General features: G+C 34.7%; 19 protein-coding genes and 1 pseudogene. 2 read left to right on the forward strand and 18 right to left on the reverse strand.

The genetic code is table 11. From position 1 onward, the window contains the following. Positions 1–3 precede the first annotated feature (3 nt). The 6 genes from Q9R40_RS01275 to Q9R40_RS01300 all read right to left on the reverse strand — a co-directional run bounded on the left by Q9R40_RS01275 (position 4) and on the right by Q9R40_RS01300 (position 12506). A complete protein-coding gene (locus Q9R40_RS01275) occupies positions 4–648 on the reverse strand; it encodes a DnaD domain protein (RefSeq protein ID WP_297938604.1) in 645 nt (214 codons plus the stop codon). 71 nt (positions 649–719) lie between these two features. Then, complete coding sequence (gene asnS, locus Q9R40_RS01280; RefSeq protein WP_004897299.1) at positions 720–2018, reverse strand: asparagine--tRNA ligase; 1299 nt, start codon at positions 2016–2018, stop codon at positions 720–722. 68 nt (positions 2019–2086) lie between these two features. Beyond that, positions 2087–2581 (reverse strand): hypothetical protein, encoded by a 495-nt coding sequence (locus Q9R40_RS01285; RefSeq protein ID WP_304675990.1) that lies wholly within the window; start codon positions 2579–2581, stop codon positions 2087–2089. Next, a complete protein-coding gene (locus Q9R40_RS01290) occupies positions 2574–5390 on the reverse strand; it encodes a helicase C-terminal domain-containing protein (protein ID WP_304675992.1) in 2817 nt (938 codons plus the stop codon). The genes Q9R40_RS01285 and Q9R40_RS01290 overlap by 8 nt, the downstream gene beginning before the upstream one ends. 24 nt (positions 5391–5414) lie before the next feature. Then, positions 5415–9029 (reverse strand): helicase-exonuclease AddAB subunit AddA, encoded by a 3615-nt coding sequence (gene addA, locus Q9R40_RS01295; protein ID WP_304675994.1) that lies wholly within the window; start codon positions 9027–9029, stop codon positions 5415–5417. Continuing rightward, entirely contained in the window at positions 9030–12506 is a 3477-nt protein-coding gene (locus Q9R40_RS01300) for a PD-(D/E)XK nuclease family protein (RefSeq protein WP_304675995.1), read from the reverse strand. A gap of 86 nt (positions 12507–12592) precedes the next feature. Here Q9R40_RS01300 and mvk point away from each other — a divergent pair, with 86 nt between their 5' ends. Continuing rightward, complete coding sequence (mvk, locus tag Q9R40_RS01305) at positions 12593–13510, forward strand: mevalonate kinase (protein WP_304675997.1); 918 nt, start codon at positions 12593–12595, stop codon at positions 13508–13510. A 177-nt stretch (positions 13511–13687) separates the two neighbouring features. Here the strand turns inward: mvk and Q9R40_RS01310 are convergent. Next, a pseudogene (locus Q9R40_RS01310) lies at positions 13688–13825 on the reverse strand (AbrB/MazE/SpoVT family DNA-binding domain-containing protein); the annotation flags it as partial. A 67-nt stretch (positions 13826–13892) separates the two neighbouring features. On the opposite strand from Q9R40_RS01310, the gene Q9R40_RS01315 reads away from it, so the two are divergent. Then, a complete protein-coding gene (locus Q9R40_RS01315) occupies positions 13893–14006 on the forward strand; it encodes a type I toxin-antitoxin system Fst family toxin (RefSeq protein ID WP_135351965.1) in 114 nt (37 codons plus the stop codon). A gap of 257 nt (positions 14007–14263) precedes the next feature. Here the strand turns inward: Q9R40_RS01315 and Q9R40_RS01320 are convergent, their stop codons facing one another. Genes Q9R40_RS01320 through Q9R40_RS01370 form a run of 11 tightly spaced genes read right to left on the reverse strand, consistent with a single transcriptional unit; the run spans position 14264 to position 19515 of the window. Then, positions 14264–15166, reverse strand: coding sequence for a GH25 family lysozyme (locus Q9R40_RS01320; protein ID WP_304675999.1), 903 nt, complete (start codon positions 15164–15166; stop codon positions 14264–14266). 1 nt (position 15167) lies between these two features. Further along, positions 15168–15575 carry a phage holin, LLH family gene (locus Q9R40_RS01325; protein WP_304676000.1) on the reverse strand — a complete coding sequence of 136 codons (408 nt, stop codon included), beginning with the start codon at positions 15573–15575 and terminating at the stop codon, positions 15168–15170. Beyond that, on the reverse strand, positions 15562–15732 hold the full coding sequence (locus Q9R40_RS01330; protein ID WP_304676001.1) for a hypothetical protein: 171 nt from the start codon (positions 15730–15732) through the stop codon (positions 15562–15564). Before Q9R40_RS01330 ends, Q9R40_RS01325 begins: the two co-directional genes overlap by 14 nt. After that, positions 15732–16109: a hypothetical protein gene (locus tag Q9R40_RS01335; protein WP_304676002.1), complete on the reverse strand. Its 378-nt coding sequence runs from the start codon at positions 16107–16109 to the stop codon at positions 15732–15734. Before Q9R40_RS01335 ends, Q9R40_RS01330 begins: the two co-directional genes overlap by 1 nt. 11 nt (positions 16110–16120) lie before the next feature. Then, on the reverse strand, positions 16121–16345 hold the full coding sequence (locus Q9R40_RS01340; protein ID WP_304676004.1) for a hypothetical protein: 225 nt from the start codon (positions 16343–16345) through the stop codon (positions 16121–16123). After that, the gene (locus Q9R40_RS01345; protein ID WP_304676005.1) at positions 16345–16824 is read right to left on the reverse strand and encodes a hypothetical protein; all 480 of its coding nucleotides are present in this window, start codon (positions 16822–16824) and stop codon (positions 16345–16347) included. The genes Q9R40_RS01340 and Q9R40_RS01345 overlap by 1 nt, the downstream gene beginning before the upstream one ends. 49 nt (positions 16825–16873) lie before the next feature. Then, a complete protein-coding gene (locus Q9R40_RS01350; protein WP_304676007.1) occupies positions 16874–17167 on the reverse strand; it encodes a pyocin knob domain-containing protein in 294 nt (97 codons plus the stop codon). Positions 17168–17209: 42 nt separating this feature from the next. Beyond that, a complete protein-coding gene (locus Q9R40_RS01355) occupies positions 17210–17848 on the reverse strand; it encodes a hypothetical protein (protein WP_304676009.1) in 639 nt (212 codons plus the stop codon). Continuing rightward, positions 17849–18418, reverse strand: coding sequence for a hypothetical protein (locus Q9R40_RS01360; protein WP_304676010.1), 570 nt, complete (start codon positions 18416–18418; stop codon positions 17849–17851). A 57-nt stretch (positions 18419–18475) separates the two neighbouring features. Next, on the reverse strand, positions 18476–18865 hold the full coding sequence (locus Q9R40_RS01365) for a pyocin knob domain-containing protein (RefSeq protein ID WP_304676012.1): 390 nt from the start codon (positions 18863–18865) through the stop codon (positions 18476–18478). An 11-nt stretch (positions 18866–18876) separates the two neighbouring features. Continuing rightward, entirely contained in the window at positions 18877–19515 is a 639-nt protein-coding gene (locus tag Q9R40_RS01370; RefSeq protein WP_304676013.1) for a hypothetical protein, read from the reverse strand. Between the last annotated feature and the right edge of the window lie 9 nt (positions 19516–19524).

Below are 19524 nucleotides of genomic sequence, written 5' to 3' on the forward strand. Positions count from 1 at the left end.
TACCTAGTTTCTTTGAAGAAAATTTTTAATTTGATCTAGTGTAGTAAGCCCATGGCGCTGCCAATTTAGGAGGATCCTGTCAACATATTTAAAATTATATACCTGCGCTAAAATGGCTTCTCTAAGAGCTAGCTTAACTATTTCTGGATCATAGTGATCAATATTAATCCAAGCAGCAATCTCTTGTTTTTCAATTGGGCTCAATAGACGGCCAAATTCTATCTCAAATTGTCTTACCAACTCTTGAATTGGATTTGCAGATTGTTGATTAGACGGCGCAGATTTGAAACTAGCTTGATCTTGATAATTTTCTTCTCTCTCATCAATAATTGTATCTAATTTCTGATATAAATGATTTAAATCATAAAAGTTAGTTATGCGACCTTCCCTATCCCTTTTTTGCCCCAATTCAATTAAATTTTTATCAATTAAATTTTGAATTAGCTGGGAAATCTCAATCGGAGACAAATTCATTCTTTCTGATAAATTGTTATCGCTAGGAAAAAATTTCTTCTCCTGTTTGAAAGATTCTAGTTGCAATAATAGCATTGCTTCAGTTTCAGATATTTTTAAAGAGGGATAGTAACGTAAAAGACTATTAGAAATAACCGTAAAACCTTCATTTTGAATAGCCGAAAAAGACGCCATATAATTTTCCTTTCAAAAAAAGCTGAACTAAAATAGTTCAACTTTTTATATTTATGATATTAGATTATCAATTATGGTTGCATTCTGTTGATCAATCTTGGGAATGGAATAGCTTCACGAATGTGATCTAACTTACAAATCCAAGCGATTGTACGTTCAAATCCCATACCAAATCCAGAGTGAGGAACACCACCGAATTTACGCAAGTCAAGGTACCATTGGTAATCTTCTAAGTTAAGACCTGCTTCTTCAATTTGTTGCTTCAAAATTTCGTAGTTACCTTCACGTTCAGAACCACCAAAAATTTCACCGTATCCTTCTGGTGCAATTACGTCAGCACATAAATATTCTTTAGGATTATCAGGATTTTTCTTCATGTAGAAAGGCTTAATTGTAGTTGGGTAGTTAACGATGAAGACTGGACGATCAAATTGTTCTGAAATGTATCCTTCGTCAGGTGCACCGAAGTCGTCACCCCATTTAATATCACGACCAGCTTCTTGAAGCATTTTAATAGCATCATCGTATGAAAGACGAGTAAAGTTACCTTCAGTAGTTGGACGTAATTTTTCAGGATCTCTACCCAAGATCTTTAATTCATATTCATTATTTTCAAGAACTTGTTTAACCATGTAAGCCAAGTATCTTTCTTGGATATCTAAAGATTCATCTTGGTGCATCCATGCCATTTCTGGTTCCATCATCCAGAACTCTGTCATATGACGGCGGCCCTTGGATTCTTCTGCTCTAAATGTTGGTCCAAAAGTAAAGATTTTTCCGTAAGCCATAGCACCAGCTTCACCATACAATTGACCAGATTGTGACAAGTAAGCATCATTATTGAAGTATTCTACATGGAATAATTGTGTAGTACCTTCTGGAGCAGAATGCATAAAGATAGGCGCATCAAACTTAATGAATCCTTCTTTTTCAAAGAAATCAACAGTTGCTTTAAACATAGTATTTCTAATTTGCATGATAGCAAATGGCCGCTTAGATCTTAACCATAAATGACGATTATCAAGTAAGAAGTCAACACCATGTTCCTTATTACCAATTGGGTAGCCTTCATTGTTAGAAACAATTTCTAAATCTGAAATTTGAATTTCATAGCCAAAGTGTGAACGCTTATCTTCGTGAACAGTACCAGTGATGTAAAAACTAGCTTCTTGACGCAAAGATTTAGCAGCTTCAAAAACTTCTTCAGAAACATCATTCTTACGAATAACGCCTTGGAAAAATGCTGTTCCATCACGTAATTGTAAGAAGATAATCTTACCACTTGATCGTTTATCAGTTAACCAAACATGCATTTTAACTTCTTGGTCTACATGTTTAGAAGAATCTTTAATTGAGATTAATTCTGTCATTACTTACCAACCTTTTTAATTAAATTTAATTTTATTATACTAAAAAATCACTCTTTAGTTTAACAAATTTATAAATTGTCCGCATAGACTACTTCTTTTCCATTTCTAAAATCATAAAGAACATAGCCATAATTACCATTTTTCTTTTTATATGTTACTTCCCAAACTGGCATTTCCTTATACCAACCTAGCTGGCACTTAGGGTTATTGTGTCCAGGATGTTCATCATTAAAAGTATTTAAAATCTGTTCTTCACTTTTACCTTTACTTGCTTGATAAAGGTAAGCTTTTTTACTTTTTGGAAGATAAATGAAGTAATACTTTTTACCCTTCTTACTCATTCCTTCTAAACTATTGCTCTCAACGCTACGACTTAAATGGTAGTTCTTGGTAACTGTAGTAATTGGAGTCTTTTCAAGAGCAATCTTATTAGTTTCTTTAACTGCATCACTTGCTGGCTTAGTTGCAATATAAAATACAATACAAAGACATAGATAAATTGCTACCAAAACCCCAACTACAATTCCAGTAATTTTAAGTCCTTTTTTTACATATTTATTCATTCTGTTTACTATTCCTTAAAACATTTAGTAGTTGTTGCTTGCTAACCTTTTTAGCACTCACAGGTAGTCCTGATAAAAATTGTTCGCCATAAGATTTATTCCAAACTCGTTGATCTAAAACTACAAAGACTCCATGATCACGCTCATTTCTGATCAAGCGCCCACAGCCCTGCCTAAATCTTAAAATCGCTCGTGGAAGTGTATCCACTTCAAAAATTTTATCAGCTCCAACTTGCTTTTTTAAACATTCTGTTCGTAATTTTACTTCGGGTTGATCTGGTGACTCAAAAGGTAAACGTGTAACAATTGCAAGATCTACCCCATTATGTTTAAAGTCAATCCCTTCCCAGAAACTATTTGCTCCAAGTAAAATGGCTTTTTCAGCAATTCCGAAACGCTTGGCAATTTTTTCATTAGAACCAGTTAAGCCTTGAGCTAAAATTTCATAGTCCTTTAAAACGTTACTGTTTTCACTTAGTCTGCTAAACACTTCCCGGATAACATCTAAATTAGTAAATAAAACTAACACATGCTTATAGTCTTTAATTTGAGTAAGTAAATTACTAATAAATGTTTCATATTCAGGACTGTTTGGATCCTCTGGTGCATTACTATCCGAAAGTGCATACACTTTTAAATGCTTTTCAACCTTGAAAGAAGGTTTTGCTCGATAAGTAAGTGTCTTTTTAGGATCTAAATATAGGCTTTTGATAGTGTATGAAAAGTCATCTTGTTCTGCTAAAGTAGCCGAAATAAATAATTTTTTATCGAAATAATGATATAACTGTTTAACTTCTTCTTCAGGATCAAGTGTTAACCAAGTTAAATTAGTAGATAGTGGGTCCTCTTCATTGCTTATTTCTAAAACAAATCCTTCATGATCTAACTTTTGGGGATCGCTTAATTGATCAAGTAAAAGATAGTTTTGCTCTGAGTAATAATCTAACTGATCTATTTCTTCTTGAAGATCCCTTATTAAAACATCATCGCTCGTTAAAAGATTCTTTTGTTGATGATATAGCAAAAATAGGAGTTGATTAGTCTTTTGGCGCACGATTTCAATATTGTCTTGCATAAGATTTAACAAATGCTTAAAGTGCTTAATATTGTTGAACAAATCCTGCCCCTGAAATCCGAGACTAATAGCATTTTGGCGCTTCTCTTCCCAACTGGTGGCAAATTTTCGATTATCATAAAGGGCTTGTTGAATCTTGTTAATAGAATGGATTAAGTCATTGGTATCTTTTTCAAGTTTATCTAGAATTAATTTGAATTCTAAATTATTACCAAAACGTGCCTTAGCACTATCTTCTGCATAAAAAAGCAAGTTACGTAAGTGACTACACATCCCCCAGAAACTTTCAAATTGGAGTGAATCGTTTCTTGAACTTGCTACATTTTCAACAAAACGATGTGCCTCATCAACAACTAGGAACGGATTCTGGCCCCAAATTGAGTCCATATAGTGATTAGCTAAATAGGCATGATTAGTAATTAAAATATCAGCTTGTTCTTGTCTACTACGTGCTAAATTCCAGAAATCATATTCCGCAAAAGCTGTTCCAATTCTCGCATCTCCAGGATGTTTAATTGCTGCAAAAAGAGGAGCCTGGTAGTTAGTTAACTGAAGTTCATCTAAATCACCAGTTTCTGTTTCAGTAAGCCAAATCAAAATCCCCATTTGTAAAATTAAAGTTTGCTGAATCGGATTATCAGTCTGATAAAGAGAATTGTAAAATCCATCTAAATCTAAATAATGACTGCTTGATTTAACAATTTGGGCATCTAAGTCTAAATGAGTTACTCGTAAAAGTTGGGGAATTTCTTGCTTTAAAATTTGTTCCTGTAAAACCTTAGTAGGAGTTGCTACCACTAATTTTCTGCCAGAATATAGCTCATATGCATAAGCCATTAAGTAACTAAACGTTTTTCCGCTACCATTTGGTGCTTCAACCACTAATGAGTTATCTGAATCGCTATAAACGAAATCATGCAGTCTATTAATTAAACTAACTTGTCCCCGTCTAAAGCGGAGATTCTTTTTAAATAATTCTTTCTTTTCATCATCGCTTTGAGGAAATGAGCTAGGACTTGCTACATCATTACGACGTGGAGCTATATTTTGCTTTTTCAGGATTAAATGTTTTACTTGAACCAAATCTTTAGGCAACGGTCTCTTAGTCTGCCGAGCAACTTGACCAATTTCATAAAAAATATAGTCAGTATCTCGTAGCAATCCTTTTGACAAGGAAGTCAAAGTATTAAGAGTTGCCTGAGGAAGATTTTCCAGTTTCTTAATTGCTTTTAGTAGTAATTTTGCTGTTACAAGTGCATCTGAATCAGCCCGGTGCGGATTTAAGTGTTTAATTCTCAAGCGAGCTGTTAAATCTCGTAATTTATAAGATGGAAAAGTTGGAAAAGCAATTTGTGCTAACTCCACCGTATCAACTGCTTTTCCAGTTAGTGGCTCTAAGCCCGCATTTACAAGCTCATAGTTTAAAAACGGAAGATCAAAGTTTACATTATGTGCAACAAAAATTGTATTTTCTAAGATTTTTCGTATCTTTGGTGCATAGTAGCTAAAATCATGAGCCTTAGCAACGTCTTCATTACTAATATGAGTTAAATTTTCAACAGCTTGAGGGATTTCACGATGAGGATTGATTAAAAATGAATATGTTTTTACTACCTTACGCTTTTTGATGATTGCACAACCAAATTGAATAATATGATCGCCTTGATTGCGCTGGGTGCCAGTAGTTTCAAGATCGACGACCGCAAAAACATCATCTGTAAAGGCTTTTTTCATAATAATCTCCCTTCTATTCTGTTTCTAGTCTACTGGGACCACTTTCCTTGCGTCAAGCAAAATTAAATATTTTCCAATTACCTTTTTATTTTCCGATATTTCATTTAATGCTTGTTCATATAAACGTAGTTGCCCAGTATATTTTTGCCTAATTTTGTCTATTGCTTGTTCTTCATGAGTTTTGTCAACAAAATCAGTTTTATAGTCAAATAAAATTAATCCTTCATCTGTTTCAAAATATCCATCAATTGTTCCGTGAACTAGAATTTTAGCTGCTGAGTCAGAAAAATCATTAAACAGTTCACTAGCATTCACTAAGCTTGAGAATTGACTTTCCCTATGTAATTTTTCCGGCTTTTGCCAAAATTCTGCCGCAAATTCACTCATTACAAACCAATTTAAGGCCTCTTTTGATAAATGTGGCACCATCAATGGGTTTAATTTACCTAATTCTACAAGCTCTTCAATTTCTTGTTCTAAATTTGATTCAGTTTTATCACCCTGATAATCATAATATTGTAAAACTAGGTGCATGGCTGTTCCGATCTCTGCTCCAGTAAATTTTTGTTTTTCTAAAAATACGGGAGTTTCATCAATCGGTTGTAAATATCGATTGCTTGAAGAAATAAGACGTGAATTTTCAAGTTCAGTATCCATAGGATCATTAAATACTTTTTTTATCTCAGAGACAGACTGATAGGCTGTAGTTTTAGTGGCATCCGAAAATGGATATTCAAAATTATAAAGGGTTTTGACTACATCATTCATTTTAGAACTTAATTTTTGAATATCTTCTTTTTGCTCATTATTTTCTTCCGAATTTGACTGCACATCAAACTTTAAGTAGTAAATCTTATCTTGCTCTTCTAAAGCTAAGGTCATGTCTTCGATTTTTTGATCAAATTCATGTTTTTGCTCTAACTTAGGTCCTAAGAAATCTAGTGGCGACTGGGCATTGATTTTTCTTATTAATGGAAGAATGTTCTTTTTTTGATCAATTTCACTTTCCCATTTTTTCTGCTTAGTCTCCATCTCACTTACACTAGCAACTAAGATAAGCTTTTGTTGAGCACGTGTTAAACCAACGTATAAGATTCTAGCTTCTTCTTCAAGCATTTGTTGTCTTTTTTCAACATCGGCTAAAGATTTAACTAGGGAATCAATTCGATAATCTTTTTCTTTAATTGTTAATCCAAGTCCGTCTTTACTAATTGTAAAATTGCCACTTAAGTCACGTGTCTGATACTTATGGCCTAGCCCCATGACAAACACTACTGAAAATTCGAGACCTTTAGAAGCATGGATAGTCATTAGTTTTACAGCATTATCAGCCTTATCACTTAAAAGTGGTTGTGCTAAATCCTTTTGATTTTTCCGCATGCGTTCGATAAAACTAATGAATTGATATAATCCTTTAAAACCAGCACTTTCGTAAGAAGTGGCTCTCTCATATAGAGATTCTAGATTTACTCTACGCTGTTGACCATTAGGCAAGCCAGTCACAATTTCTAACAGATGAGTTCTTTCATAAATGCTCCAAATCAACTCAGAAATTCGATGAGTTGCCGCAAATGATCGTAAAGATTCTAATTGTTGAAGGAAGTTTTTACATTTTTGACCAAGATCTGAATTGACTGACGCAAAACTAGTTAAAGCATTATAGAAATTACCGGACTTAGTTTTGACCCTAATTTGTGCTAATTCAGGCTCTTTAAAGTTAAAAAGCGGTGAACGTAAGACTGCTACTAGAGGGATATCCTGCTGCGGATTATCAATTAATCTCAAGTAATTCATAATCATTACTAATTCAAATGTTTGAAAATAGTTCTGAGCATCAGTTACAAATAAAGGTAAATCAGCCTTTGCAAATTCTTGCATTACCCGTAAGTTGTCACTTCTAGTACGCGTAATAATCGCAATATCAGAATATTCCAGGGGGCGTTTAAGTTGTGTTTTTCGATCCCAGACTTGAAAATTTTCTTCTTTAAGTTGCTTAATTCTGGCAATAACCATTTGAATTTCACTGAAGTCCATTTCATCTCCAAAATTTTCTTCAAATGAAGCTTGCGTTTGTTTTTTATCCGTGAAAATATATTCACTTGCAGTAGGCAAGTCAGCAGGATAATAAGTCGCGCCAAATTGTAATTGTCCTTCTTTTTTATAATCAATTCCACCAAAATTTGCAGTTAAAATTGGATTGAATAAAGAGTTAACTGTCTTAGTAACTCTTTTTGTTGACCTAAAATTATCTGATAAGATGATTTTTTCACTATCATCATTCTGTCCATAAGCATGATATTTGCTTAAAAACAAGTCAGGACGTGCTTGTCTAAAGCCATAAATAGATTGTTTTATATCTCCAACCATAAATAGGTTGTTTTGTCCCTTCTTTTTGATGCCTGCAATGATATTTTCCTGCAAAGCATTAACATCTTGGTACTCATCAATTAGGATTTCATTGAATTTTTCTTGATAGTATTCTTGGGCAATATGAGCATTCGAAGTATCGGTGGTAAGAATGCTGAAAGCAAATTGCTCCATATCACTATAGTCAATTAAATTTTGTTCTCGTTTTAATTGACCAAATCTCTTAATTAGTTTTTTCTCAGCATCAACAATGGTTTTAACTAATTTTTCTGATTTTTTGAGAATATTTACCTGTTCTTTTTCTTCTACCACAAAAAAGTTAGCAAAGATCTTCTTAAGTTGATCATTTAAATCAGATTTTAGTTTTTGACTTTCTTGGTAAGTTTCAAGACTTTCCTCTGACCACTTTTTAGACTTGCGAATGTTCTTTTCAAATTTACAATTCATTAAATTAGCTCGAATTTCATTATAAGAATGATCATCTTTCAAAGCATTTAAGAATTGCTCTAAACGACTGGTAAAGATATCGTAGTTTTCCTTAACCTTTACTAAATCTGGATTTTCCATTTGAGGATTTTCAAAGAGCTGTCGTATTTCAGTTTGTAGATCCCTTATCTCTTTTATTAAAACTGGCTTAATCCGACTCTGCCACAGGTCCGATTTAATTAAATCATCTTGAACTTGATAAGAACTAGGCAGATTATTGAGAAATTTTTCATAATTAGGCTCAGTAACTGCAGTATTGTACAACTGCAATAAAAGATTTCGCGCTCCTTCAGCATCCCTATCACCAGAAAAATTATCATAAAAATCCTGAAATTCTTGATCATTTTTTTCAAGGTACTCAATTTCTATTTCATGTAGGGCACGCTCTTTTAACAGTTCAGCTTGAGTTTCATCAGTTAAAACACTAAATTGTGGATCAAGATCAATTACATAATAAAAACGTCTAATTACATCTAAACAAAAAGAATCAATTGTAGATATATTTGCAGTATCAACATCTAATAATTGGCTACGAAGAAATTGATTATTAGGCTCTTTCTCAATTTGATCGCTTATTTTTTGCTTGATTCGCTCCTTCATTTCACGAGCAGCAGCTTTAGTAAAAGTGATAATCAAAAGGGATGAAACTGGTGTACCAGATAAAATACGTTTCAAAACACGTTCAACTAATACTGTAGTCTTTCCTGAACCAGCAGATGCTGAAACTAGGATATCTTTTCCATAATCATTAATTGCTTGATTTTGTTCCTTAGTAAATTTCGTCAACTATTCTTCACCATCCAAGTCTAATTTTTCTTTTATTAGGTTCAAAAGCGTCTTTTTATCAATGGATCTAATCTTATGATAGTTATTTTCTTTGAGCATTGCATCAAAGAAGAAGATATCTTTAAAGTCAGAATAAGTAAGGGATGTTTGTTGACCATAAGAATAAGGATCTAATTCAATCTTTCCGGACAAAATCTCATTACCAGCATTTTTTATTAAGTAGGAGTTATAAGCTAATAGCAAGTCTAGTTGATCCGGAGTAAAACTCTGGTTTTGTGGCCAGCTAATATCGCCGTTTACCTTTCGCTTAACACTAGTATATAGATCAGAGACAGCGCGATCTTTTTCCATTCCAGGTTCTATTAGATCAAGCATTTCTTCATCTGCAATTAAGATTCCGTTATACATTAACTTCTTAGTACTTTCTTTAGCCAAATCTTTAATTTGATAATTGCTTAAGATCATTTTTTCACTGCTCAAACGTTCAAGACTACTAGTAATATTTTGGTAAAATGCGCCTAAAACATCTAAATCCTTACCTTGAGCAAAAAACTTATTATTATTTTTTAAAACTTCTAAGTAGGAAATCATCTGCATTGAAATTCCGTTTGCAAATAAACCTAGGTCAAATTTTTTTGCGGATGACTTATAATCGATCACTTCACCTAAAACTCGATCATTTACTTGAGCCAAATCAACTCGGTCCATCTTTCCGCGAAGATCTACAATCTTCTTTTTATTATTATCATCTTTCCAGCTATATGAAAGACCACTTACCTTTTGATTTTTACCAAAACTTAATTCGGAATACTGGGGTCTAAAAGTCGTCTTATTTACATTGCTATGCCAGTAATGAGCTACATTAGCTGTAGTTTGGTCTAACTTATGAAATAGATACTTATTAAATGGATCATTTAAAAGTTGACGATATCTGCCCTTTTCTTTTAGTTCTTCTCTTACTTCAATTAAAAGCTCGCCTAACTTCTCCTCTGTTAAATCAGCAAAGTTTAACTTCTTTTCTTTAATTCTTTTAACAAGATAATCAAAAGTTTCATGGTAGTAGTTTCCCGCCTGAACTACATCAAGTTCATTTTCAAAGCGTTTCTTCAAATGTAAACCATAATTTAAGAAGTATTCAAAAGAATTTTGATAATACGTTTCTAGTTGTGACACAGAAGTTTCAATACGATCACCGTACAGCTGTTGGGCTAGATCCGGCGAAAGATCTTGAGGTACATTCTTAAAGTCGCTTCCTTCAAGCACATTTTGTGCTACTTCACCAATTTTTTCTTCAGTCATTTTCAATAAAGAGTCTACATCAGTAGCTGCTTTATTTTTTAAATAGGTTAAGTAACCTAAACTTGCTTCTGGATTAGTTATAAAAGTTAAAACCTCTCCATTATTCTGAGGTAAATCATGTTGGGCAAATTCATCAGCGCGAGTTAACTTTAATAACTGCTTATAAAAAATTGAAGGTTCTAATTGTTCATTTGCAGTATTAATTACTGGATAAGAAATATAAATTTTATCACTGGCCAAGCTCAAAGCATTTCCAAATTGGTAATTTTGGTCTAAGTTATTGATCTTTTGCTGATCTTCTAAGTATCCATTAGCTTCATTTCCTTCATTTAGCTGCTCTAAATTTTCAGAACTAAAGAAACCCGGTATTTTTTCAATTTGAGGCAAGTTACTACTAGTTGCACCAATAATGAAAACTTGCTTATATCCTTGACCTTGAACCATACCTAATTCAGAAATGTTAACTGCATCAAGAGTAGACGGAATTTGTGAGAAATTAGCTTCACTAAAGCCACTAATTAACAGATCAAAAAATTGGCTTACAGAAAACTTATTTGCTACCAGTAAGTAGTCCTTTAATAGATCAGTTAAAGTTGACCAAACTTGTTCTGGTTGCTGGGCCAATTGTAAATCGCCTGCATCATTAGCTTCTTTTCGCCAACTTTCTAAACGTTTCGCAACACGATTTTTAATTAGAAAATTCCAGAAAACTGTTACTCCAGCTTGGGGATTTCCTTCTTTATCAAGTTGCTCAAAAAATTTATTTAAAGCATCAATAAAGTACTCTCGTAGTCGATCAAGTTCTTCTACTTCTTTCTCAGATTTATCTAAAGCAATTACATCTGCATCTACAAAGTTCTTTAAAGATTTCGTCCATAGCTTACCTTTTATACCATGGGCTAAGACAAAATTTTCAAGTAGGTCAACATCATTTTGATAGCGAGCAGAATTTTTATACCAGTCAGGAATAAATAGTTGCGTCTTCATCAATGCAATTACATTATCTGTTTGAAAACCACGCTTAAAAATTTGCTGTAGATTTTCAACAGCAACTACCAGGGGATGGTATTTCATTTCTCTTTGCAGATCGTTAAAGAAAGGAATCTGGTTTTGCCTTAAAATTGGAGTTAAATATGTCTCATATTCACTTAAATTAGGTGCTAAAACTAGAAAATCCTGATAGCGATAGTTGTTTAAGGCTACCTGTTGGTAAATTGTCCGCGCAACAAAATAGGCTTCTGCATACCTTGAATCTGCTTTAACTGGTTGCAAAAACTTACTTAAACGTTCATCAAATCCACTTGTTTTTGTCCAGACACCGTTTAGTAGAGAGCTAGGACTGGTTTGAGTAAGTGGATACTCTTGAGTTTGATAATCTAATTGCTGATTTTGCCAAAAATGTTCTAATTGGCCAATTGTATGCTGCACTACGTAGTCATAGTCACCTGGTTCAGCATTATTATCAATTTTGCCAATTTTTGTTTTAAAAGCTAAAGTTGTATTTTTTGCCTTTTTTGAAATTAAACGAACCGAGGTTAACTCTTGTAAAGAAAAATGTGAAAAATCAGAAAAATAAAATTCCATGGTGCTCAAATTATTGCTTTTTGCTAGAAACTCATTAAGCAATAATTGCATCTCATCTTTTGTAGCAAATTTTTCTGACAAACGTTCAATAAACTCATCATAAATAATTCTTAAGTCATGAATTTTGTAGCTAGTTTCTTCATTTAATTTCTTTTCATCAATATTATCTAGTTCAATATTACCGGCTCGCACAGATAAAATAGCCTCATACATTTGTCTTAAGGCACCAGATGTAACTTGAGTTTGACTCTGAAATAGCTTTAATTCCTCTTGATGATCTTTAACAATTTGCTCTAGAAGCATGACACTAGCGGCATCATCTAGAATTTGCGGTAATTTAATTGCCTCATCTCTCAAGAAATACCAAGCTAGTCGTGAAAAAGAAAGAATATGTAATTTATTTACTGCAATTTGTTTTTTATTTGTTAAAACAGAGAGCTTGCTAAGTGCGCGTACTTCTGTGGTAAACTTAATATGGTTCGGCACGATAATAAAAACATCGTGTCTTTTGTCTTGGTAGTATGACTTAACAGCTTGATCAATTATTTCATTTTGCAAGTTGTCTACTTGTCTACCAGTAATTACATTAATCATAAGTCTATAGTCTCCTTAGCAAATATTTTAGCATATGAGACAAAGCAATTAGACGTAATGAAATTTATAATATAGGAAAGATAATTGTGAATAAAAAAATAGAAGTCAAAGCACATGGAAAAGTGATTCTTATTGGTGAGCATTCTGTAGTTTATGGCTATGATGCCCTCGCTCTTCCAATCCAGGTCTTAAATATCACCACAACTATTGAAGAAACTGATGGTCCAACTTGGATGGATACAACCCATTATCATGGTGCTTTTTTTAATGCTCCTGAGGAATATGATGGCATTAAATATATTGTGAAAACCTTACTTGAAAGAGTAAAAGACGCTCCTAACCTTAAGGTCACTTATACTGGTGAAATTCCTATGGAGCGTGGTTTTGGATCAAGTGCAGTTGTAGCCTTAGGAACTACCAAAGCTGTCTCACAATTTTTAGGATTGACTCTTTCTGAAACTGAAATTATGGAAATTACTAATCATGCAGAAATGATTAATCATGGAAAAGCTTCAGGCCTTGACGCTGCTACTGTAAATTCCGATTACTTAGTTTTCTTCAATAAGCAAGACGGGCCAAAACAACTTTCTCAAAAATTAGGTGCTACCCTATTAATTATGGATACAGGTGAACTTGGAAATACTAGAGTTGCAGTTCAATCAGTTAAAAAACAAATGGATGAAAGTGATCTTAAAAAGAAACAAATTGCCCGTCTTGGAGAATTAGCTACCGCAACGCGGAAAAACTGGTTTAACCAAAACGCGGAAGAAATCGGAAAGATTTTTAATGAAGCCGAAAATATTCTTGCCTCCTTTAAGCTTTCAACTGAGAAAATCGATAATATTTGTAAAATTGCTAATGAAAATGGCGCTTTAGGTGCTAAATTATCTGGTGGCGGCTTAGGCGGCATTGTAATTGCACTATGTCCTAATCAAGAAGTTGCTCAAAAAATTGCCGAAAAAGCTAAAGCTAATTTTGATAAGGACTGGATTGAGGAAGTCTAACCGTATAGAGGAATAGAACGAAAATAAGCGCTAGTAAGAGAAGCTTTTTCCATAAAAAGCAATGAGATGTAACTTAAAATAAATTTTTTTACGTACTTTTTACGTAAAAAGCCGCCCTAGAGATTCAACTCTAGAGCGGCTTTTAAAATACATTTTATATGTTTTACTTTTTAGAGGTTACCATTTAAATTCTCTCCCAACTGGTTCGCCCCAATCAATTTCTTTAGATTGACCGGGATGCTCTTCATTCCATTTTTTCCAGTAGGCTTCATAATCAAAATCTTTAAAACGTTCAGCTAATTTACTTGCTTTTTTCAATTACTTTCCCACCTTTGATTTTGCTATAATTATTTCAGCGACTATTGCCTCCTCTTGAAAGGAGGTGAGTTCATTGAAGGAATTTCTAACTTTAGTTGTAGCTCCCATTCTTGTGGAAATAGTGAAATCACTATTCGATCACTGGTTGGATGATCGGCATCACAACAAAAAGCATTAATGGTCGCCTTACTCCACCCTCAACGCTTAGAAGGTTGCACTAAGCGATAAAAAAGCATTACCTTTTGTGACGATCAGGTAATGCTTTTTGAGTGCATTGAATTTTAGAATTTCTAACTTGTTGCAAGTTAAGTATAACATTTTGTAAGTAAAATTGTAATAATAAAACATAGTTAAAATAATAGAAAATTTGTTGTATGCAAAAAAGCCACTCCAGAGAATTAACTCCAGAGTGGCTTTTCAACTGTTTTAAATTTTCTACTTAAAAGTTCCCCATGCTTCATTACCAGCACGACATACTAAGTATCCGTATCCATTTGATCGAGGTTGTCTAATCCAGACATATCCATCGTGTCGGCTATAAGCATCATACTTAACTTCTGTACCTGCTGGGAGTTGAGCAATAATCTTAGAACTTGTTTTAGCTCCATATCTAAGATTGATTGCTCCACCTGTTACAAACGTACCTTTTTCAGAGTACCAAGTATCATCAAGATCGTCAGTCCACTTTTTAACTTCTGGTCGTGGTTTGACTTCTGAAAGTGCAGGTTGAGAACTAGGTCTACCATCAACATTGGGCTTAGCAAGTTTCAACCAACCTTCTTTTGTAGTATTAACCACATTTCTATCCATGTCGCCACCCGTAAATTGCCAAATAGTATAAGTTGGCCATGGGCTGACATTGAAACTAACATTTGGTAATGTCCAAGAATTCCAATTCATAGTAGCGTACCAAGCTAACCATAAACCGCAATCCTTAGCGCAATTTCCAACTTCTGGAAGTGCAGCTTGACCAGTATAGATAAGAGGCCAAACGCCAGATAATTCGTGATACTTATCAACAAATTTGCGACACCAGTTTGAGTCCTTACCATACTTAGGATTTTGATAATCTTCCCAATCTAAGGCAGGAACTGCTTCGCCAATATAATTCTTGGTATTTTTATAGAAGAAATTAGCTTCAACAGCCGGATCTCCGCCACCTGCATAGTGGTAGACGCCGAGCATCTTCCCAGCTTTCTTGGCAGCTTGATAATCAGTATCACAATAAGGATTTACGTAATACGTTCCCTGAGTAGCCTTTACCATAGTGATATCTGTTTCAGCCTGAGTTGCAAAGCTTCTAGGACTTCCACTATATACATCAACCATCTTTAACATATTATTTTTCCTCCTTGGTTTTAAAGCCGTCTACTACAGTGTTTGGGCTTTCGTTGACATCAACTTGTACAGTTGGCGTTAATGGTGAGTTTTCATAAGCTGCTTGAACAAGTGACTGTGCGGCCTTGTTAGAAACTTGGATTCCTTGCTGGTTAGCCAGATTTTTAACAGTTTGAGTAGCCTCAGAAAACTTTTCTTGACCATTCAAATTTTGGTTACCCACTAAAGAGGTAACAGCAGTATCAGCAAAGCCCTTAAGTAATTGCCAAGTTGCTCTTGATTGCTCAGTAGAAGCATGAGCGGCCTTATTATCTAGCCACGGTTTGACATACTTCCAGGCAAAAATAAAAAGCGCTGTTAGCGCTCCTGAGGAAATTAACCAATTAACAACATCATTAATCATCTTCATTATTTTCTTCCTTTAACTTTCTTTTCAACTCTTCATTTTCTTCCTTTAGCTCATCATATTTTGATGGCTTGCTGCTCTGGTGCGTTGTCAAGTATGCTACGGCTACAGAACCTATTGTACTTATCAGCGCCACTAGAACTTGATCGTGCACAGTCATCAACCCCTTCTAACTAAGATCTCCCCTAACATCGTTAACAAAGCTGAAGAGGCCAATATTGACGGAAGCCCCAATGTATGACTGCTGATATCTTGGAAAATAAAAGCTCCAAAAAACATCAACCAGACGAACGATAAAACGCCAGTCATCAAAGGCTTATAAAATAAATAACGAATATCCCATAGTGAGAAAACAAACGCAAGCGTACCTGCAATTCCAAGCATAAAAATAAATGGTGGATCGTCTAAGAAATCCAGCACACTTCCTGGAGGCATAAAAATACCTGTACTATGCTTAAAGATAAAATAAATGGCTAATCCATACGTTTCTAATGCTAGGATCAGCCATGTAAAGTTCTTTTTTAGATTACGCCACATAAAATCACACCCTATCTTACATAGGTGGAGGTAGAACTATCTGTTTGCTTAGGTAACTCTACTTCTACCGGATCAGATTCAGGCTTAGTAACCACCGTGTAGTCTTGGCCGGTAATACGCTTATATGCTGCCGCATCAATGGTAAGACCAACCCAACCATGAATAGTTTCAGCACTTAAAGTGCCCCATTCAAACTCCATCTTGTATAGTTCTTCAAAAATCTCTGCTGTAGACATTAAGCTTCACCATCCTTCTTTGCCGGAGCAGTTGGTGTAACTCCTGCACCTGCTTGCTTGGTTACTAATGCTGTAAGCATGGTGATACTACGTGACAAGTTCTTAACATCCTTACGCAATGCCTCTGCATTACCATCAGCGTTTGCAGTGCGGTTTTCAGAACTTTCAATTTTCTTATTGATGGCTTCTTGATCTTCCTTAATTTCAGTCAAAATTTGAGCTTGCGTCTTTTCGCCGCCTTCAATCCATTTGACACCGTCATAAATAGGAAATTTCAATCGTTTATCTGGTGCATCCTTAATAAGTGTAACTACGTCATCTCCTACCAATTCGAAAGGTAAGAGCGTCATAGCACAAGGATGATTTTGAGTACTAATAAAGGCAGGACTCCAGCCCTTGATGTCGTATTTTTCCAATAAATTATTTAAGACTGTTAAGTCCTCTGCTGTCATTTGTTGCATTATCTTAATTCCTTTCATTTAAAAAATCTTCTGGTGCAAGCGCCCAATCTGTTGCAATTAATCTTGACTACCCCAGAATTCTCCATGCCGACCAAGTAATTGACTCAAAATTCCCCGCATAGTTTCTAATCGCCACTTTATTACTAGTATCAATAGCAATTTGTACTCTTCCGCCAGTTACCGTTTCAATGGCAATACATATTCCCCAAGGCAAAAAATCTTTTGGATAGTTCTGCGGAGCTTTTCCATTGATATGTTTGATCCCATACCAAGTACTATTCAAATCAAATTTATCGTCTACTGCATTTTGAGAATTAATTCTATAATCATTACTAATTTTATTTCCATTAAAAATAAGCATTATACAGCCACCTCCTCATGATTGAAGAAATAGCCTATAAAACTAGCTATTACCCCCCCCTATTTTGTTCTTAATCGTTTCTAATTCATTAAAAATGTCCGTATAACTAGGACAGTAAGTCGTTGCCTGGGATCCAGCCTCGAGCTTAAAATTAGCAAAATACATTGAACCTCGAGGAACATCGTCCTGCGAAACGTTATGTACACGAATATTTTCATGGAGAATCCCTTGCGAAGTCGTAAATGTAATTTTGTGTTGTCTCCAAACTCCATCGATTAGATCCGAAGTGCCTAGGGGACTCCAGCCATTATTTACACACCAATTACTGAAAAAACTAACTGTATTAGTTTCATCAGAATTAGTATTATTTCGTGCTAAAAAACTTAGTGTCCATGTACCCGCCGGCAAATAAATATCTTGTCCTAGCGCAACCGGCGCATTAACCAACTTATGAGCGTAAACATGGAAAACAGAAGTTTTTATTTCCTTTGCATTGGTTTCATTTTGATACTCTTCTTTAGGATCAATAGTGAAGTTGATGTTTGGGTCATTATTACTTTCTCCACGATTACCCATATTATCAAAATTCTTCATGGTAAGAGTATTATTAAGCAAATTTACTCCACCAGACATCGTGTCGGTTATCTTAGCTAATTTTGTACCGTTGAAAAGTAAAGACATTTAAGCCACCTCCATTCCAGGAGTATAGCTGTAAATAAGGGAGCTATTTACCCCCCCCACAAGATTTCTAAAGTCTTTCAAGGAGTAGTTCCACTCTGCCGGTGTATCACCTTCAACAAGCATATAGTCGCCATAGTCTGCTTTAATGGCATCTGATGGAGAGATTGCCAAATTATAGGTTGTTGTTTTAATCGCTTTAAATACAGCATATGGTCTAAGCCATTTATCTACTGGAACTTTTGAAAGATCAGTAAACAAATGAGGTTTTATAAACTCAATTTCGTTTCCATCATAGCCACGCATATCATAGTGTGCCGTATTAGCAAACTTAATTGATAAGCTAAAGCAATAGATATGATCCTTAACTATATTTACTGGGATAGCCATATAATTCCATGGTCGCTCACCGTGATAGCACTTATTCCCATAAGGTGATTTGACGTCTGTCTCAATAGGAGAATCAAATGGATGAATTGCATTCCTAAAATCTGCTGTTCCATCAAGCAAGTTCCATTTCATCCCCAGATTATCCGAAGACGTAAGCACTCTTTCTTTACCAATATATAACATTAAGCTGCCACCTTTCCATTATCGAAAAAGCAGCTAAAAAGCTTGATATAAAGCCCTTTAATTACCCCCCCCGATTTTATTTTCTAACACTTGGATTCTGTCACTAATTTTTTTGAGATCATCCTCAAAAATAAATTTTTTCCAATCACCATGAACAACACCCCAGGTTATCCATCTGTAAGCCATTGTGTATTCACTAATTGCAAATTGTTGAACTTGACCATCATCATGATGTATCACCATCAAAGTCCAATAATCTCGATTTTGGATTACATCAAGAGTGGGATTATGAAGTGGTTCTCCATGACTTTTAGAAATTAAATATATTCCCTGCTCCGTAATAGCATTAAGATCATCATCTTCAGTTAAATATCTAATATTTTTGAGCGCACCTGAATAATTAGAATTAGCATCATCAACTGCACGGCCATTAATAAAAAATCCCATATGCATCCCTCCTATGAGTCGACAACTTCAGCAATTCCATGGTACTTTTCAGACCATTTTCTTGCGTCTTCGACATTCGTAAATTTTTGATAAGGCACCAGGTTTGATTTTTCTAACACTTGGATTCTATTACCTAGTCCTTTATCAACCTCTTTCATTGCATCAATCTGCTTTTGAAGATCATTAATTTCTCCAATAGTAGCTACCGCCGATGGATTAACTTGAACGTTTAAATTATCGGCATTACCAATTGTCGTAGTGATTCTAAAAAATGCACCGGAGGTTGTTTTTCCATTAAAAGGCGGCATATAACCAGCTTGTGATGCAATAGTTACCGCATAAAGTATCTCTCCTTCATCCGGATCTTGTGCATATAGGCCTAATGTCCGCATGTAATACCCAACAGTCAAGCTAGTATTTGAAATAGCTCCCTCAACTTCCGCTGCCACATTATTTGTTCTATCTACCTTGCTGATAGATACAGTTTGTTTAACATTTCCAATTGATGTTAAACCTTCCAATTGATCCTCATTAAAGCTTGAATCTGAAACTTTGATCGCCGTAAAATGTGTGGTTCCTGATCCAGACATTAACTTGGCCATCAAGGCTTGTCCTTTTCGAGTAATGACTACTCGCTTAAATTCTGCCATCTAATCCTC

Origin of the sequence: uncultured Lactobacillus sp. (assembly GCF_948948975.1) — a bacterium.
Taxonomy (GTDB): domain Bacteria; phylum Bacillota; class Bacilli; order Lactobacillales; family Lactobacillaceae; genus Lactobacillus.

Excerpts from the sequence above, each read along its gene's own strand:
- Q9R40_RS01275 (WP_297938604.1), bottom strand. The coding sequence starts at position 648 with ATGGCGTCTTTTTCGGCTATTCAAAATGAAGGTTTTACGGTTATTTCT.
- asnS (WP_004897299.1), bottom strand. The coding sequence starts at position 2,018 with ATGACAGAATTAATCTCAATTAAAGATTCTTCTAAACATGTAGACCAA.
- Q9R40_RS01285 (WP_304675990.1), bottom strand. The coding sequence starts at position 2,581 with ATGAATAAATATGTAAAAAAAGGACTTAAAATTACTGGAATTGTAGTT.
- Q9R40_RS01290 (WP_304675992.1), bottom strand. The coding sequence starts at position 5,390 with ATGAAAAAAGCCTTTACAGATGATGTTTTTGCGGTCGTCGATCTTGAA.
- Q9R40_RS01300 (WP_304675995.1), bottom strand. The coding sequence starts at position 12,506 with ATGATTAATGTAATTACTGGTAGACAAGTAGACAACTTGCAAAATGAA.
- Q9R40_RS01320 (WP_304675999.1), bottom strand. The coding sequence starts at position 15,166 with ATGTTAAAGATGGTTGATGTATATAGTGGAAGTCCTAGAAGCTTTGCA.
- Q9R40_RS01325 (WP_304676000.1), bottom strand. The coding sequence starts at position 15,575 with ATGAAGATGATTAATGATGTTGTTAATTGGTTAATTTCCTCAGGAGCG.
- Q9R40_RS01330 (WP_304676001.1), bottom strand. The coding sequence starts at position 15,732 with ATGACTGTGCACGATCAAGTTCTAGTGGCGCTGATAAGTACAATAGGT.
- Q9R40_RS01335 (WP_304676002.1), bottom strand. The coding sequence starts at position 16,109 with ATGTGGCGTAATCTAAAAAAGAACTTTACATGGCTGATCCTAGCATTA.
- Q9R40_RS01340 (WP_304676004.1), bottom strand. The coding sequence starts at position 16,345 with ATGTCTACAGCAGAGATTTTTGAAGAACTATACAAGATGGAGTTTGAA.
- Q9R40_RS01345 (WP_304676005.1), bottom strand. The coding sequence starts at position 16,824 with ATGAAAGGAATTAAGATAATGCAACAAATGACAGCAGAGGACTTAACA.
- Q9R40_RS01350 (WP_304676007.1), bottom strand. The coding sequence starts at position 17,167 with ATGCTTATTTTTAATGGAAATAAAATTAGTAATGATTATAGAATTAAT.
- Q9R40_RS01355 (WP_304676009.1), bottom strand. The coding sequence starts at position 17,848 with ATGTCTTTACTTTTCAACGGTACAAAATTAGCTAAGATAACCGACACG.
- Q9R40_RS01360 (WP_304676010.1), bottom strand. The coding sequence starts at position 18,418 with ATGTTATATATTGGTAAAGAAAGAGTGCTTACGTCTTCGGATAATCTG.
- Q9R40_RS01365 (WP_304676012.1), bottom strand. The coding sequence starts at position 18,865 with ATGGGATTTTTTATTAATGGCCGTGCAGTTGATGATGCTAATTCTAAT.
- Q9R40_RS01370 (WP_304676013.1), bottom strand. The coding sequence starts at position 19,515 with ATGGCAGAATTTAAGCGAGTAGTCATTACTCGAAAAGGACAAGCCTTG.